We start from the raw sequence: 15,739 nt of genomic DNA on the forward strand, positions 1-15,739 counted from the left end.
GTTTCTGGAAATAGTTTAATGGTAAACTAAATTTTCACCACCTGCGCCGAGAGGAACACATGGCTGCACAATCCTATGATCTGATCGTAATCGGAGCTGGCCCCGGTGGCTATGTCGCCGCCATCCGTGCGGCCCAGCTTGGTCTGAAAACCGTCGTGGTCGAGCGCGAGCACCTTGGTGGCATCTGCCTGAACTGGGGGTGCATTCCCACCAAGGCATTGCTGCGGTCCTCCGAAGTGTTCCATCTGATGGAACGCGCCAAGGATTTCGGATTGAAGGCCGACAAGATCGGTTACGATCTGGACGCGGTCGTCAAGAGGTCCCGTGGTGTTGCCGGGCAGCTTTCGGGCGGCATCGGCCATCTGCTGAAAAAGAACAAAGTCGCCGTGGTGATGGGTGAGGCAACAATCCCCGCAAAAGGCAAGGTCAGCGTCAAGACCGACAAGGGCACCGAAGAACTGACGGCCAAGAACATCATTCTTGCAACCGGCGCACGGGCCCGCGAACTGCCCGGTCTCGAGGCTGACGGCGATCTGGTCTGGACGTACAAGCACGCGCTGCAACCGCCCCGGATGCCAAAGAAACTGCTGGTCATCGGCTCGGGCGCGATCGGCATCGAATTTGCGAGTTTCTACAACACGCTGGGGGCCGACACGACGGTGGTCGAGGTGATGGACCGCGTGTTGCCCGTGGAGGATGCGGAAATCAGTGCCTTGGCCAAGAAAGCCTTCATCAAGCAAGGCATGACCATCATGGAAAAAGCCATGGTCAAGCAGTTGGATCGCGGCAAGGGCAAGGTCACCGCTCATATCGAGGTCAAGGGCAAGGTTGAAAAGCACGAGTTCGACACCGTTATCTCGGCTGTCGGGATTGTTGGGAATGTCGAAAACCTCGGGCTCGAGGCACTGGGCGTCAAGATCGACCGCACGCATGTGGTGACGGATGAATATTGCCGCACCGGCGTCGATGGCCTTTATGCGATCGGTGACATCGCGGGCGCGCCCTGGCTTGCACATAAAGCCAGCCACGAAGGTGTCATGGTTGCCGATCTGATCGCGGGCCAGCATGCGCATCCGGTCAAGCCCGAAAGCATCGCCGGATGTACCTATTGTCAGCCGCAGGTGGCCTCGGTGGGATATACCGAAGCCAAGGCCAAAGAGCTGGGTTACGACATCAAAGTCGGTCGCTTCCCCTTCATCGGCAACGGTAAGGCCATTGCTCTGGGCGAACCGGAAGGTCTGATCAAAACCGTGTTCGACGCCAAGACAGGCGAATTGCTGGGGGCCCATATGATTGGCGCGGAAGTCACGGAACTGATTCAGGGCTATGTGGTTGGGCGGCAGCTGGAGACCACCGAAGAAGACCTGATGAACACGGTCTTCCCGCACCCGACTCTGTCAGAAATGATGCATGAAAGCGTGTTGGATGCGTATGGTCGCGTGATCCATATGTAACGTCATACGCGTGTTGCGGTCGGGCAGGGGGCTCTGCCCCCGCCTTGCTGCGCGCGGCTCCCCCGGGATATTTTGGGCCAGATGAACAAGGGATCCTTTATTCATCTGGCGGCAAATATCCCGGAGCGCGAGGCAGAGCCTCGCTGAAATCCGTTACTGGTTCAAAGCATCCAGAATGCGGGCCCAAGAACGGATACCCTTGTGGAAGCTTTTGACGTCGTATTTCTCATTCGGCGAATGGATGGCGTCATCCTCGTTGGCATAGCCGACCAGCATCGAATCCAGCCCCAGAACGGTATTGAAATACCCGACGACGGGGATCGAGCCGCCCATGCCGGTAAACACCGCTTCGCGGTCCCACTCGTCCGACAGTGCTTTGCGCGCGGCTTCGAATTCCGGGCGATCGATATTCATGACCGAAGCGGGCGAACCTTCCAGATCGTTGTCCCAGACAACTTTTGCATCCGGGGACAGGCGATCCTCGACATGTTTGCGGATATTGCTGCGCAGCGCGTCGGGGTCCATGTCGCCGACCAGTCGGCACGTGATTTTACAATGCGCTTCCGAAGGGATAACGGTTTTCGAGCCTGCGCCATTGTATCCGCCCCACAGCCCGTTCACCTCAAGTGTCGGGCGCGCCCATTGTTGTTCGAGCGTCGAATAGGCTTTTTCGCCGTGCGGCTGGGTATAGCCGACAGAATTCAGATAATCCGCTTCGTCGAAGCCGCAATTCTGCCACTGGCGCAGCTGGTCCTGGGGCACTTCATGAACGCCTTCATAGAAACCATCGACCGCGACACGTCCGGTTTCGTCATCATAGAATGAGGCAACGATTTTCGACAGCTCGCGCAGCGGGTTCAGCCCCGGGCCACCGTAATGGCCGGAGTGCAGATCGATGCGGGGCCCGATGATGGTGAACTCGTCCTTCAGCATGCCGCGCAGCTGCGCGGCAATCGACGGAACACCTCGCGATACCATGGATGTATCGCAAACCAGCGCCAGATCCGCTTTGAGTTCGGCCGCGTTTTCTTCGAGGAAGGGGACCAGAGAGGGTGAGCCGGATTCCTCTTCGCCTTCAAAGAAGAAGGTGATGCGGCAGGGCAGGGATCCGTGCACCGCTTTCCAGGCGCGGCAGGCTTCGACGAATGTCATCAACTGACCTTTGTCGTCCGATGCGCCGCGCCCGCGGATAACGGGGCCGTGCTCGGTATCTTCGATTGCGGGGTCGAACGGGTCGCGCGTCCAAAGGTTCAACGGATCGACAGGTTGCACATCATAATGGCCATAAAACAGGATATGGGGTGCATCCGAGTCCTCGCCCACATGGCCTACGACCATCGGGTGCCCCGGAGTTTCCCGTTTTTCTGCTGCAATTCCGATACTGTTGAGGTCGGCAACCAGCCAGTCGGCTGCACGGCTGACGTCGGCCTTGTACGCGGGATCGGTTGAGATCGAAGGGATGCGCAGCAGCTCCATCAGGCGGTCGATCGAGGTTTGCAGATCTTCGTCAATCCGGTTCAGCACGGTGTCTAGCGACATGGGGATCTCCTGCTTGTCAGTGTTCGGGCGAACCCTAGCAGCGTTGACAGCGCCGTCCAGAGCGGTTGATCTGAATTGTTCATGCAATCACGAGCCCGCGAATGACGTTGCGCGGGCTGCGTCGTTTCCACGCGTCCGATAGCCGGAACTCTACTTGCCGTGAGCATTGCAAACTTATATTTGATGCAAATCAAAGTTGGGTTCACCTGTTCGGCTGTAACCAGCTGAATAAAGTAACACAAAGCTGCTGATACAGGTTAAGCTGTGGGATGTGGCAGACTAATTGCCCAAGGGAAACCGGAAACGGGCATTCAAGGAGGGTCCGTTGGACTATACTGCTCAGCTCGATTCAGCGATTGCCAGGCTGCATGACGAAGGACGTTACCGGACCTTTATCGATATCGAACGTCGCAACGGTCATTTTCCGCACGCGGTGCGCACGCGCCCGGACGGCTCGCAGCAGAACATCACCGTATGGTGCGGCAATGACTATCTGGGCATGGGCCAGCACCCTGTTGTTCTGAACGCAATGCACGAGGCGGTCGAAGCCGCAGGTGCCGGGTCGGGCGGTACGCGCAACATCTCGGGGACAACGGTCTATCACAAACGGCTCGAGGCCGAGCTGGCAGATCTGCATGGCAAGGAAGCCGCGCTTTTGTTCACCAGCGCGTATATCGCCAACGACGCCACGCTCAGCACGCTGCCCAAGCTGTTTCCGGGGCTGATCATCTATTCTGACGCGCTGAACCATGCTTCGATGATAGAAGGGGTGCGCCGAAACGGCGGGGCCAAGCGCATCTTCCGTCATAACGACGTGGCGCATCTGCGCGAATTGCTTGAGGCGGACGATCCCGCCACACCCAAGCTGATCGCCTTTGAATCTGTCTATTCGATGGACGGTGATTTTGGTCCGATCGAAGAAATCTGCGATCTGGCAGATGAATTCGGTGCACTGACCTATATCGACGAAGTGCACGCGGTGGGCATGTATGGCCCGCGCGGTGGCGGCGTGACCGAGCGTGACCGGCTGGCACATCGGATCGACATCATTAATGGCACTCTGGCCAAGGCCTATGGCGTCATGGGGGGCTATATCGCCGCCAGCGCAAAGATGTGCGATGCCGTGCGGTCTTATGCGCCGGGCTTTATCTTTACGACATCGTTGCCGCCGGCGGTTGCCGCAGGGGCTGCTGCATCCGTTGCGCACCTGAAGACCGCGTCTGAGCTGCGCGAGCAGCACCAGACTCAGGCGAAGATCCTCAAGCTGCGGCTGAAGGGAATGGGCCTTCCGCTGATCGACCACGGCAGCCATATCGTGCCTGTGATCGTCGGCAATCCGGTGCACACCAAGAAGCTCAGCGATATGCTGCTGGACGATTATGGCATTTACGTGCAACCGATCAATTTCCCGACCGTCCCGCGCGGAACCGAGCGTCTGCGTTTTACCCCGTCTCCGGTGCATGGACCCGACGAAATGAACCGTCTGGTGCAGGCGATGGACGAACTTTGGTCACATTGTGCGCTAAATCGCGCCGAACTTGCCGGATAACCTAACGCCAAAGTGTGCAACGAGTTTGCCGCGTGTTAAGCTTACGCTAACAAAACGAGTAGACGAATCATTCTGGGGATGATTCGCCACTTACGCGAAATACGCGACAGGCAGAATGGGGCAGCAGGGATGATTGGGCGCAGATCTCAGCGCGAATCCGAAGAGGACGTAGATGTCAGACCAAAAGGGTTTGACGACTACGAAGTTCGCCTAGGCGACAAGATGCGTGGTGAACGCGCAACGATGGGCAAATCTCTTCTGGATGTTCAGCGCGAGCTGCGGATCAAAGCCAACTATATCGCTGCAATTGAAAACGCCGACCCCGATGCGTTTGATACACCCGGCTTTATCGCCGGGTATGTGCGTTCCTATGCGCGCTATCTGGGTATGAACCCTGATGAGACCTTCGCGTCTTTCTGCAAGGAAAGCGGATTTGAAGTTGCGCATGGCATGTCCGCAGAGGCCTCGGTGGTGCGGAAACCTTCGGGGGCTCTGCCTGCGCGCGGCCCGATGGGGCGGGATCCGTTCATTTCGCCCAATACGCCCTATATTCCGGGCAAGGAGTCTCTGGTCAGCCAGATTGAACCTCGCGCAATCGGCTCGTCGCTGGTTTTGCTCGCGGTGATCGGTGGCATCGGCTATGGCGGTTGGGCTGTTTTGAACAAGATTCAGCAAGTTCAGGTCAGCCCGGTTGAACAAGCACCGGTGGTTCTGTCTGATCTGGATCCGCTGGATGCGGTGCGCAGAAAATTGTCAGATGATGTTACGGAAGTGGCAAGCGCCGAAGCACTGGACCGTCTCTATCGTCCGCAGGCACTGGATGTTCCGGTGCTGGTTGCGCGGGATGCTCCGATCTCAACGCTTGATCCGCGCGAGGTTGGAACCTTCCGCCCGCCCGAATTGCCGCAGTTCGAAGTGGCTGAACTGCACACGGTCGAAAAACCGGCCCTGCCGCAAGTGGTCGAACAGATCGATACCACGCTAAAGATCGTGGCGGTTGATCCGGCATGGATGCGCGTGACGGCTGCGGATGGCAGCGTCATTTTCGAAGGTACACTGGGAACCGTCGAGCAAGGCAGTGTATTCGAAGTGCCCCTGACGGAAGAACCGCCGACATTGCGTGCGGGCGCGTCGGGATCGGTATATTTCGCGATGAACGGTGAACATTACGGCCCGGCGGGTGCTCCGGGAACGGTCGCCAAGGGTGTCGTTCTGTCGAAAGACGCCGTGTCCGAGGCCTATGCCGTCGCCGATCTGGAGGCGGAACAGAACAGTGCGCTCAAGCAACTGGTGGCGGAACTGCAAACCGAGGCGACAGAAACGCCCGCCGAGTGATCTAGCCATTGCGATAACCCTGTTGCCGAACTATCTACAGTCGCAACTCAGGCAGACGCGGATCCGTCCTTATGTCCCTCAATCACGTGCGCCCATGGCGCGACATCTATCGTCGTAAATCCCGTCAAATCATGGTCGGCAACGTCCCCGTCGGTGGCGATGCACCCATTGCCGTTCAAACCATGACCAACACGCTGACCACCGATGTGGCGGCGACCGTGGCGCAGGTACAGGCGGCGGCTGAGGCTGGCGCTGACATCGTTCGCGTTTCGGTTCCTGATGAGGCGTCGTCCAAGGCATTGAAAGAGATCGTGCGCGAAAGCCCGGTGCCCATCGTTGCGGACATCCATTTCCACTATCGGCGCGGGATCGAGGCCGCCGAAGCAGGCGCTGCCTGTCTGCGCATCAATCCCGGCAATATCGGAGACGAAACCCGTGTAAAAGAAGTCATCCAGGCGGCGCGCGACCACAACTGCTCGATCCGCATCGGCGTGAACGCGGGCAGCCTGGAAAAGCACCTGCTTGAGAAATATGGCGAGCCGTGCCCCGAAGCGATGGTCGAAAGCGGGCTGGAACATATCCGCATCCTTCAGAACAATGATTTTCACGAGTTCAAGATCAGCGTAAAGGCCAGCGACGTGTTCCTGTCGGCCGCGGCTTATCAGGGCATTGCCGAGGCGACGGATGCCCCCATCCATCTGGGCATTACCGAGGCCGGAGGGCTGGTCAGCGGCACGATCAAATCGGCCATCGGGCTAGGCAACCTGCTGTGGATGGGGATTGGCGACACGATCCGCGTCAGCCTGTCTGCTGACCCGGTGGAGGAGGTCAAGGTCGGTTTTGAAATCCTCAAATCCCTTGGCCTGCGTCATCGGGGTGTCAATATCATCTCGTGCCCATCCTGCGCGCGACAGGGTTTTGATGTCATCAAAACCGTCGAGGCGCTGGAACATCGCCTTGAACACATCAAGACGCCGATGTCCCTGTCGATCATCGGCTGCGTGGTCAACGGCCCGGGCGAAGCGCTGATGACCGATGTTGGTTTCACCGGCGGCGGTGCAGGGTCCGGCATGGTCTATCTGGCCGGCAAAGCCAGCCACAAAATGTCGAACGACCAGATGATCGATCACATCGTGGAAGAGGTCGAGAAAAAGGCGGCAGAACTGGATGCGGCGGCTGAAGCGGCTGAATAGCCTGTTTCTTCACGACATTTAATAACCGGGCATCTGTTGTGTAGCGCAATGGATGCCGCCACCCAGCTCTCCCAGCACATCCACGTCAAGCGTCACGACTTCACGCCCGGGGTGGTGTTTTGCAAGCGTTTCCGACGCGATCCTGTCTGTTTCCGAGTCTCCGAACCGGGCCACAATCACACCGCCATTGCAGACGTAGTAATTGGCATAAGAGGCCACGAAATCCAGGTTTTCGACCCGGCGGATATGCGGCTCGGGTATCACGTCCATGTCGATGCCCGCGGCAATGAGACGATCATGGGTGTCCAACGCGGCCATGTGGAAAGGATCATCTTTGTGCGGTTCATCCGGCAAGTTGATGATGCCGCGACCGGGGCCGGTAAACCGGGCCAGACTGTCAATGTGATAGTCGGTGATGTCTTCGCCCCAGACACCTTCGGACCAGATCATGCGTTTGGCCCCAAAGGCCGCCAACAACCGGGCTTCGATCTCGTCCCGGGTGAGGCCGGGATTGCGGTTGTCATTCACCCACGAGCTTTCATGCGCCATTAGCGTCCTATGCCCATCCTGCTCGACGCCACCGGCTTCGCCGATCAGCCCGGTCGGCAACAGGGGCAGACCCAGCCTTTCGGCCACTCTGCCGGCAATTTTCGCATCATGTGCGTGAACCTGTTTTCCTCCCCACCCATTGAACTGGATCTGCTGGACCGCAAGCGCGCCACGGTCGTTGATCGCAAAGACCGGGCCTGCGTCCCGGCACCACAGATCTTCGGTCGGGACATCCCAGATCTCGACCGCCGCAGAAAGCCGTTTGCTGATATCTGCGTGATGTTCCGATCCGGCGAGCATTGTGACGAGTTCAAAAGCAGAGATCGTGTTTGCGATTTCCGCAATGGTCCCCTGTACCATTTCCAGAAAAACGGGATCGCGATAGACGGTTCGGCTGACCGGCCATTGCATGAAAGTGCAATGATGCCGGGCGTCTTCGGCCGGCACGTGGAAGCCGGTCGCGGGCTGCGCAATAGACTGGCCAGAGAAACCCGTCATACCCAACGCTCCTCCGGCCACCAGAAATTCCCGCCGCTTCATGGCACGTTGCCGACAGATCCGGCCTTAGCCGCGTTCGGCACGTATACCGTTAACGATCTGCTGCATCTGATCGGCTGGCAAATAGCCACGCAGCATCTCTGTGCCCAACACAAACGAAGGTGTGCCCGAGATCTGCATCCGCTGGGCCAGAGCACGGGTGCGCGCAATCTCATCCGTGACGCGATCGCTGTCCATCGCCGCGATGATCTCGTCGCTGTTCAGCCCCAAACCGTCCGAGATGCGGCGTAGGGCAACTTCGCTTGGCTCGCCGGTGAATTCCAGCAGGGCATCATGGACCTGCTTATATGCGTCGTCGCCCGCCACGTGTTTGGTGGCCACGGCAAAACGTGAGGACAGCACAGACGCATCACCCAGGATGGGGAATTCCTTGATCACAAGGCGGATGTTGCCGTCTTCTGCCAGCAGGCTGGTAACTTCTGGAACGGCACGGCGGCAATAGCCACACCGGTAGTCCATGAACTCGACCAGCGTGATGTCGCCATCCGGGTTGCCGCCAACCCAGCTGTACCCGTCATCAAACAGTTCATCCGCATTGGCGGCGACCAGTTCTTTGTCCGCCGCGGCTTCGGCGACGGCATTGCGCTCTTCCAGAATGTTGATGGCTTCGATGATCACTTCGGGGTTTTCCAGCAGGTATTGGCGCACCTGGGCACCAAATTCCGCCTTCTCGGCATCGTTCATCGCGTTCAAGTCCAGCGCCTGCGCCGAGGTCGCCGCCAAGGAAAGCCCCAGAAGGGCGGGTGCAGCATGTCTGAGGATCATTTCCGTTTCCTTTTGTCTTTGTCGAGTCGTTCCGACGCAATCAACACGTCTTGTGCCCTTTGCCAACCCGGTGAGCCTTCGGGCAGACGTGCCACGGCGCGTTTTGCGTGAATTCCGGCATCTTTCAACCGCCCTTGCAGCGCATAACGCTCTGCCGTCACGGTCGACGCCATACCATCATTGCCGACCTGAGCATAGGCAACACCCAGATCCTGCAACAGCCTGGCGTTCCGGTAGTCCCGGGCGCGGGCTTTTTCCAGCACGCTCAGGGCCTGTTTGGTTTGGCCCTGCGCCAGCAACGCCCGCCCGTAGCCAGCCAGGATCAGCGCATCGTTCGGAGCCATTTCAACAGCGTTCCCATACGCTTCAACAGCCGCGCCTATTTGCCTGTTTTCCAGCAGAATTTGCCCTTTCAGGTCATAATAGTAGGGGTCGTTCGGGCGCAGAGTCAGGGCCTTGTCGATGGCACGGCGCGCGCGATCCAAATCACGGTTCTGATGATAAGCCGAAGCCTCGCGCATCAGGCGGATGTCCTGGGCGGTTTCTTCTTTTGCGCGCCGTAATGTCCAGCTGGGTGAGCGTAAAAAGGCCGACAATTTGCCTTTGACGCGGGCGAACCAGTAATCGGCATTGGCATTCGGAACGGCCTTGTCGCCGAACTCATCCAAAAACGCTTCGGCGGCGCGCAACCGTTCACGACTGGTGGGATGCGACCGCATGTACGGGTCCTGATTGGCGACGCTCAGCAACTCCTGACCCGCGAATTTCCTGTGCAGATCAACCATGCCGCTGGGGGAAATCTGAGCCCATCGCAGATAGCTTGCAGCGCTTCGGTCGGCCGAGGCCTCTTCGGCGCGGGTATGGCCCAGAAAGCTGCGGATTGCGGCGCCTTGGGTGCCTGCGGCGATGCCAATGGCGGCTTCACCCCCTCCGGCCGCAGCCGCAAGCAGGGCCAAAGCGGTACCAAGGCCCGCATTGCGCCGCGCCGCCTTCAGGTTTTCGGCGCGGCGGGCCAGATGGCCGTTCGCAATATGCGCGGCCTCATGCGCGATCACCGCTTGCAGCATTTCGGGGCTTTCGACCGTAAGGATCAACCCGTAATTCAAATAGATGGCGTTGTAGTCGATGACGAAGGCATTGAACGTGTTGTCATTGACCACAAGGATTTGAACCCGATTGGTGTTCAGGCCGGCGGCGCGCAGAACCGGAAAGGCCAGCTCGCGCAGGCCACGCTCGATATCGGGGTCGCGGATCAGGCTTTGCCCATGGGATTGCGTTGCAACCGCCAGCCAGACACCAACCGACAGGACCAGAGCCGGGATTGACGTCAGCAGAGATACGCGTTCAAAAGCCATGGCTGCAACATGGGAGATGGGCATGAGAAACTCAACCCGGTCCGGGGTCGATCCCTTCATCGTGATGGACGTGATGGAAGCCGCGCGCCGTGCGGAAGAAGCGGGCCGCCATGTGATTCACATGGAGGTTGGCCAGCCCGGAACCGGCGCCCCCAAGGGCGCGACCGAGGCGCTGGCGAAGGCGATGGATCAAAGCCCGTTGGGCTATACGGTGTCTCTGGGCTTGCCTGCGCTGCGAAAGCGTGTCGCGCAGCTTTATGGTGAGTGGTACGACGTGGACCTGAACCCGGAGCGCGTGGTCATCACGCCCGGATCGTCCGGCGGGTTTCTGCTGGCTTTCACGGCATTGTTCGACAGCGGGGATCGCGTCGGAATCGGTGCGCCGGGGTATCCGTCTTATCGCCAGATTCTCAGGGCACTTGGATTGGTGCCGGTCGATCTGCCGACCGCGCCTGAAAACCGTCTGCAACCCGTGGCAGCGGATATTCAGGGAATGGGCCTGAAGGGGCTGATGGTGGCGTCTCCGGCGAATCCTACCGGCACGATGCTGGATCACGCCGCCATGGGGTCGCTGATCGAAGCCGCACACGGGCAGGGGGCATCCTTCATCAGCGACGAAATCTATCATGGTCTGGAATACGAGGCCAAGGCCGTGACCGCACTGGAACTGACGGATGAGTGCTATGTGATCAACTCGTTTTCCAAGTATTTCTCGATGACCGGTTGGCGCGTGGGCTGGATGGTCGTGCCCGAGGATCAGGTGCGCGTTGTCGAGCGGATAGCCCAGAACATGTTCATTTGCGCGCCGCATGCCAGTCAGGTTGCCGCACTGGCCGCGATGGATTGCGAGGACGAGCTGCAAGCCAATCTGGACGTGTACCGCCGAAACCGCGCCCTGATGCTGGACGGGCTGCCCAAGGCGGGCTTTACGAAAATCGCGCCTCCGGACGGGGCTTTCTATGTCTATGCCGACGTGTCTGACCTGACCGATGACAGCCGCGCATTTGCGGCCGAGATTCTGGACAAGGCCGGTGTCGCGGTCACGCCGGGTCTGGATTTCGATCCGCAACGCGGCCATACGACGTTGCGTTTTTCCTATGCGCGTTCGACGGCCGACATTCAGGACGGGCTGGAACGGTTGCGCTTGTTCATGACCCAGCGGAAGGTGATCGGGGAACCTGCCTGAGCCGTTCACAAATCAGCCCTTGTGGTATAGGCTGCCCGGCAAACGATCTCGGGAAAACTTGAGGCCATGAGCAGGATCTTCATTTGCATCGCCCTGATCTGGGCGTTGTGCGGCAGTGCCGTCGCGCAGGATTTCAGCGCGCTGGCACGCGTTCAGCCCGACCAGAGCCGCATCACGGATGTGGGGCGAACCGGCGTTCGCGTGGATATCGGCCTGAGCCAGGGGGTGCCGTACCGGATCTTCACCTTGCAGGATCCGTACCGGATGGTTCTGGACTTCAACGAAGTGGACTGGACCGGGCTGAACCGAACGGATTTCCTGCAATCCGAACGCGTCAGCGGCGTGCAATTCGGGGCCTATGTTCCGGGTTGGTCGCGGTTGGTGTTGGAACTGGGCGCTCCGATGGCCGTAGACACTGCCGAGTTGACGGTTGCCGAGGATTCGGGGGCGGCTCTGCTGTCTCTGAACCTCAAGGGCACGGATTTTGATACGTTCAACGCAACCGCAGGTGCGCCGCGCAACCCGGGATGGGACTTGCCGGAGCCGGCTGATGTGCCGCAGGCATCGGCGCGCTCGGCAGACAGGCCGTTGCGCGTAATGCTCGATCCGGGGCATGGCGGGATCGATCCGGGTGCCGAAATCGATGGCGTTGATGAAAAAAACCTGATGCTGACCTTTGCCCGCGAACTGCGCGAAGTTCTCTTGCGATCAGAAGGTTATGAGGTGGTCCTGACCCGCGTTGACGACCAGTTCGTCTCGTTGGAGCGCCGGATTGCCCTGGCGCATCGGGCTGGCGCGGATCTGTTCATTTCGTTGCATGCGGATTCCCTGTCGGAAGGTCAGGCCCACGGAGCTGCCGTCTATACCTTGTCTGCCGATGCTTCGGATGTGGCCAGTTCAAAACTGGCCGAGCGGCATGATCGGGGGGATTTGATCTCGGGTATCGATCTGAATGGTGCCGATGATCAGGTGGCCGATGTTCTACTTGATCTGGCGCGCCAGGAAACGATGCCGCGGACCAGGTCACTGGCCAGCGCGATTGCCAACGGGATGGCCCAGCAAGGCGGGCCGATGAACCGCAAACCGCTGCGGACCGCTTCGTTCTCGGTTCTCAAGGCGGCGGATATTCCGTCTGTTTTGGTCGAACTTGGATTTCTGTCCAGCCCCAGAGATCGGGAAAACCTAAGGGATTCGAAGTGGCGGGCGAAAATGGCCTTGGGGATCTTTCAGGGGATCGAAGACTGGCGTCAGCAGGATGTGATCCGCAAATCCCTGATTGGCCAGTGACCTTGCGACGCAAAACGGCTAGAATACGCTTGGTGTTTTGACCCTTGGGCGGTGCAACACTATATAGGCACCACCGCGAGAAAAAGGCAGTAACGTGATCCGGTTCATTCTTTCGTTTTTCGGGGCGATCTTCAGTATCGTTACCTTGGGTATTTTCATGGTCGCACTGGTGATCGGTGCGGTGTTCTGGATGTATGGCCGGGACCTGCCCAGCCACGAATCCCTGGCCCAGTACAAGCCCCCGACGATCAGCCGGATCTATTCGGGCGAAGGCCAGTTGATCGACGAATTCGCGCAGGAACGCCGCCTGTTCACGCCGTCCTCGGAAATTCCCGATCTGGTGAAACAGGCGTTTATTTCGGCGGAAGACAAGAATTTCTATACCCATCAGGGGTACGACCCACGCGGCATTGTCGCGGCAGGTGTCGAAGCGGTGCGCACCAAAGGCGGGACCGTGCGGGGTGCATCGACCATTACGCAGCAGGTAATGAAGAACTTCCTGTTGTCGGGCGACCGCCGGGCAGAACGCAAGATCAAGGAAATCATCCTCGCCACCCGGCTCGAGGATACCCTGGACAAGGAGCAGATCCTTGAGCTCTACCTGAACGAGATCTTTCTGGGTCAGAACTCGTACGGTGTGACGGCCGCCGCACAGACCTATTTCAACAAGACCTTGCAGGAACTTGCCCCGCACGAGGCCGCGATGCTGGCCGCGATGCCCAAGGCGCCGTCGGATTACCACCCGGTCCGGGAAAAGGAACGCCTGCTGGCCCGCCGAAACTATGTGCTGCGCGAGATGTACCAGAACGGTTACATCGATCAGGCGACCTATGAGTCCGAGGTCGAGATGCCGCTGCGCTCGGTTCAGAACGGCGATTTCGAAAGCTTCCGCACCGCATTGCCGCCGCGAGACTACTTCACCGATGAAATCCGACGTCAACTGAGCGAGGACTTTGGTGAAGGTGAGTTCTTTACCGGCGGCTTCACGGTTCGTGCGTCGGTGGACGAGGAAATGCAGGTCGAGGCCGCAAAGGCCCTGCGCACGGCGTTGCAAAAATATGACCGGTCGCGCGGGAAATGGCGTGGCACAGGCGAAGTGATCCCGGAAGAAAAACTGGCGGATGAGGCGCAGTGGCGACAGGCGCTGTCGCTTCTGGAAATTCCGCGTGATGTGGTGCTGCCGACCCGCTGGTATCCCGCCGTGGTTCTGAATGTCTCGGATCAGCAACTTACCGTCGGGATCGAAGACGGCCCTGCGAATGGCACCATTCCGCGGTCCGATATCAAGTGGATGCAGGGTGATTTTGCGGCGAACTTCAAACGCGGTGATGTGATCCTTGTTGTCGAGGGCGAAGAGGGGCAGTGGTCTGCCCGGCAGGTGCCCGAAGTTCAGGGCGCCTTTGTGGCGATGGATGTGAACTCGGGCCGCGTTCTGGCGATGCAGGGCGGGTTTTCTTATCAGGACACCGTTTTCAACCGCGCCACGCAGGCACAGCGCCAGCCGGGTTCCAGCTTCAAACCCTTTGTCTATGCCGCTGCGCTGGACAGCGGATACAGCCCCGCAACTATCGTTGTGGACGCACCGATCGAGGTGAACACGCCACAGGGCTTGTGGCGGCCCAAGAACTCGTCGAACAAGTTCTACGGGCCGACGCCTTTGCGCACCGGGATCGAGCAGTCGCGGAACCTGATGACCATCCGTCTGGCGCAGGAAGTTACAATGCCCGTCGTTGCCGGCTATGCGGAGCGGTTCGGTGTCTATGACCGGATGGGCGCGTTTTTGGCCAACTCGCTGGGCGCCGAGGAAACCACGCTCTACAAGATGGTCGCGGCATATGCGATGTTCGCCAACGGCGGCCAGCGTGTGGAGCCGACTCTGGTCGACCGCATTCAGGACCGGTTCGGCAAGACCATCTATCGCCACGATGACCGTCAGTGTCTGGACTGTAACTCGACCTGGCTGGAACCGGATGAATCGCCGACCCTTGTCACAGACCGCGCGCAGGTCATGGATGCGATCACCGCCTATCAGCTGACATCGATGATGAAGGGTGTGGTCGACCGCGGGACGGCATCCAGAGTTGTGAATCTGCCCGTGCCAACAGCAGGCAAGACCGGAACCACCAACGAATCCAAGGATGCGTGGTTCATCGGCTTTACGTCGAACATCGTGGCGGGTTGCTACATCGGCTATGATCGACCGCGCCCGATGGGGCGGGGGGCTTATGGTGGTACCTTGTGCGGCCCGGTGTTCCAAAGCTTCATGGAAAAAGCCGTCGAAAAGTATGGCGGCGGGCCATTCAAGGTTCCAGAAGGTGGTCACTTTATCAAAATCGACCGTTTCAGCGGCGCCCGCCTGCCGGATGACGCCACCGGCGACTATGTCGTGGCCGAATTCTTCCGCGACGGTGTCGATGGGTTCATCGACCGTGTTTATGATGGTGGTTTTGCGATTGGTTCCGACCTGCCCTTGTTCGAGGAAGCGCAGCGCGCAGGTGTGCAGGTTCAAACCTCCACCGGTCAAACCATCACGGTCGGCCCCAAGGCTACGCAAGGCGATCTGAGTACCGGCGGTCTTTACTGATCGGTCGCGTCCAGAAAAAGGCGCAAAAGGACGGCTTCCGGGTCGTTTTCGATGGTACCGCCGGATCGCCAGCAGATGGACAAGGCGCATTTGGCGGTTGCCCATTGGGCCAGCCGTTTCTCTGAAACCTTCATGGCTTCGGAATAGAGCGACAGGCAGGTTTCGATCTGCCGGGGATTGCGCACCAAATCGGTCATGCCTTTTGGGTGCCGCAGTGCATTTGCCAGCTCAAAGGCCGGATCACCTGCATATCCTTTGGCATCGAAAACCCGCGGGCCATTGTGGGTCAGAACAATGTTGTCCGGGTGAAGATCCCCGTGCAAGGGCACCGGAGTGGGCTGTCTCGGCAACCAGTTCCGGCTGATGCAATTCCCATCGGTCCGGA

12 protein-coding genes are annotated in these 15,739 nt (G+C 59.2%); 7 read left to right on the forward strand and 5 right to left on the reverse strand.

All coding sequences use genetic code 11. From position 1 onward, the window contains the following. Window positions 1-59: 59 nt before the first annotated feature. The gene (gene lpdA / locus ACR0LI_RS03700; protein WP_171723078.1) at window positions 60-1,454 is read left to right on the forward strand and encodes a dihydrolipoyl dehydrogenase; all 1,395 of its coding nucleotides are present in this window, start codon (window positions 60-62) and stop codon (window positions 1,452-1,454) included. A 153-nt stretch (window positions 1,455-1,607) separates the two neighbouring features. Here lpdA and ACR0LI_RS03705 read toward each other — a convergent pair whose 3' ends face one another. Beyond that, the gene (locus ACR0LI_RS03705) at window positions 1,608-2,993 is read right to left on the reverse strand and encodes a dipeptidase (protein ID WP_171723079.1); all 1,386 of its coding nucleotides are present in this window, start codon (window positions 2,991-2,993) and stop codon (window positions 1,608-1,610) included. Window positions 2,994-3,318: 325 nt separating this feature from the next. On the opposite strand from ACR0LI_RS03705, the gene hemA reads away from it, so the two are divergent. From hemA to ispG, 3 genes are all read left to right on the forward strand, one after another. Further along, window positions 3,319-4,542 (forward strand): 5-aminolevulinate synthase, encoded by a 1,224-nt coding sequence (gene hemA, locus ACR0LI_RS03710; protein WP_480718027.1) that lies wholly within the window; start codon window positions 3,319-3,321, stop codon window positions 4,540-4,542. Window positions 4,543-4,671: 129 nt separating this feature from the next. Then, a complete protein-coding gene (locus ACR0LI_RS03715) occupies window positions 4,672-5,877 on the forward strand; it encodes a helix-turn-helix domain-containing protein (protein ID WP_480718028.1) in 1,206 nt (401 codons plus the stop codon). A 71-nt stretch (window positions 5,878-5,948) separates the two neighbouring features. Next, entirely contained in the window at window positions 5,949-7,070 is a 1,122-nt protein-coding gene (gene ispG, locus ACR0LI_RS03720; RefSeq protein ID WP_480718029.1) for a flavodoxin-dependent (E)-4-hydroxy-3-methylbut-2-enyl-diphosphate synthase, read from the forward strand. A gap of 18 nt (window positions 7,071-7,088) precedes the next feature. Here ispG and ACR0LI_RS03725 read toward each other — a convergent pair whose 3' ends face one another. From ACR0LI_RS03725 to ACR0LI_RS03735, 3 genes are read right to left on the reverse strand one after another with little or no spacing between them, the layout of a single operon-like run. Beyond that, complete coding sequence (locus ACR0LI_RS03725; protein WP_480718030.1) at window positions 7,089-8,159, reverse strand: agmatine deiminase family protein; 1,071 nt, start codon at window positions 8,157-8,159, stop codon at window positions 7,089-7,091. Window positions 8,160-8,183: 24 nt separating this feature from the next. After that, entirely contained in the window at window positions 8,184-8,942 is a 759-nt protein-coding gene (locus ACR0LI_RS03730; RefSeq protein WP_480718031.1) for a DsbA family protein, read from the reverse strand. Beyond that, complete coding sequence (locus ACR0LI_RS03735) at window positions 8,939-10,321, reverse strand: M48 family metalloprotease (RefSeq protein ID WP_480718032.1); 1,383 nt, start codon at window positions 10,319-10,321, stop codon at window positions 8,939-8,941. The genes ACR0LI_RS03730 and ACR0LI_RS03735 overlap by 4 nt, the downstream gene beginning before the upstream one ends. On the opposite strand from ACR0LI_RS03735, the gene ACR0LI_RS03740 reads away from it, so the two are divergent. The 3 genes from ACR0LI_RS03740 to ACR0LI_RS03750 all read left to right on the forward strand — a co-directional run bounded on the left by ACR0LI_RS03740 (window position 10,320) and on the right by ACR0LI_RS03750 (window position 15,354). Next, window positions 10,320-11,483, forward strand: coding sequence for a pyridoxal phosphate-dependent aminotransferase (locus tag ACR0LI_RS03740; RefSeq protein ID WP_171631774.1), 1,164 nt, complete (start codon window positions 10,320-10,322; stop codon window positions 11,481-11,483). The two genes, ACR0LI_RS03735 and ACR0LI_RS03740, sit on opposite strands and share 2 nt — an antisense overlap. A 66-nt stretch (window positions 11,484-11,549) precedes the next feature. Further along, window positions 11,550-12,770: an N-acetylmuramoyl-L-alanine amidase gene (locus ACR0LI_RS03745; RefSeq protein WP_480490417.1), complete on the forward strand. Its 1,221-nt coding sequence runs from the start codon at window positions 11,550-11,552 to the stop codon at window positions 12,768-12,770. Window positions 12,771-12,864: 94 nt separating this feature from the next. Beyond that, entirely contained in the window at window positions 12,865-15,354 is a 2,490-nt protein-coding gene (locus ACR0LI_RS03750; protein ID WP_171631779.1) for a penicillin-binding protein 1A, read from the forward strand. Here ACR0LI_RS03750 and ACR0LI_RS03755 read toward each other — a convergent pair. Continuing rightward, on the reverse strand, window positions 15,348-15,704 hold the full coding sequence (locus tag ACR0LI_RS03755) for an aminoglycoside phosphotransferase family protein (protein ID WP_480718033.1): 357 nt from the start codon (window positions 15,702-15,704) through the stop codon (window positions 15,348-15,350). The genes ACR0LI_RS03750 and ACR0LI_RS03755 overlap by 7 nt on opposite strands. Between the last annotated feature and the right edge of the window lie 35 nt (window positions 15,705-15,739).

The sequence above is a fragment of the Ruegeria sp. CL7 genome (assembly GCF_056536445.1).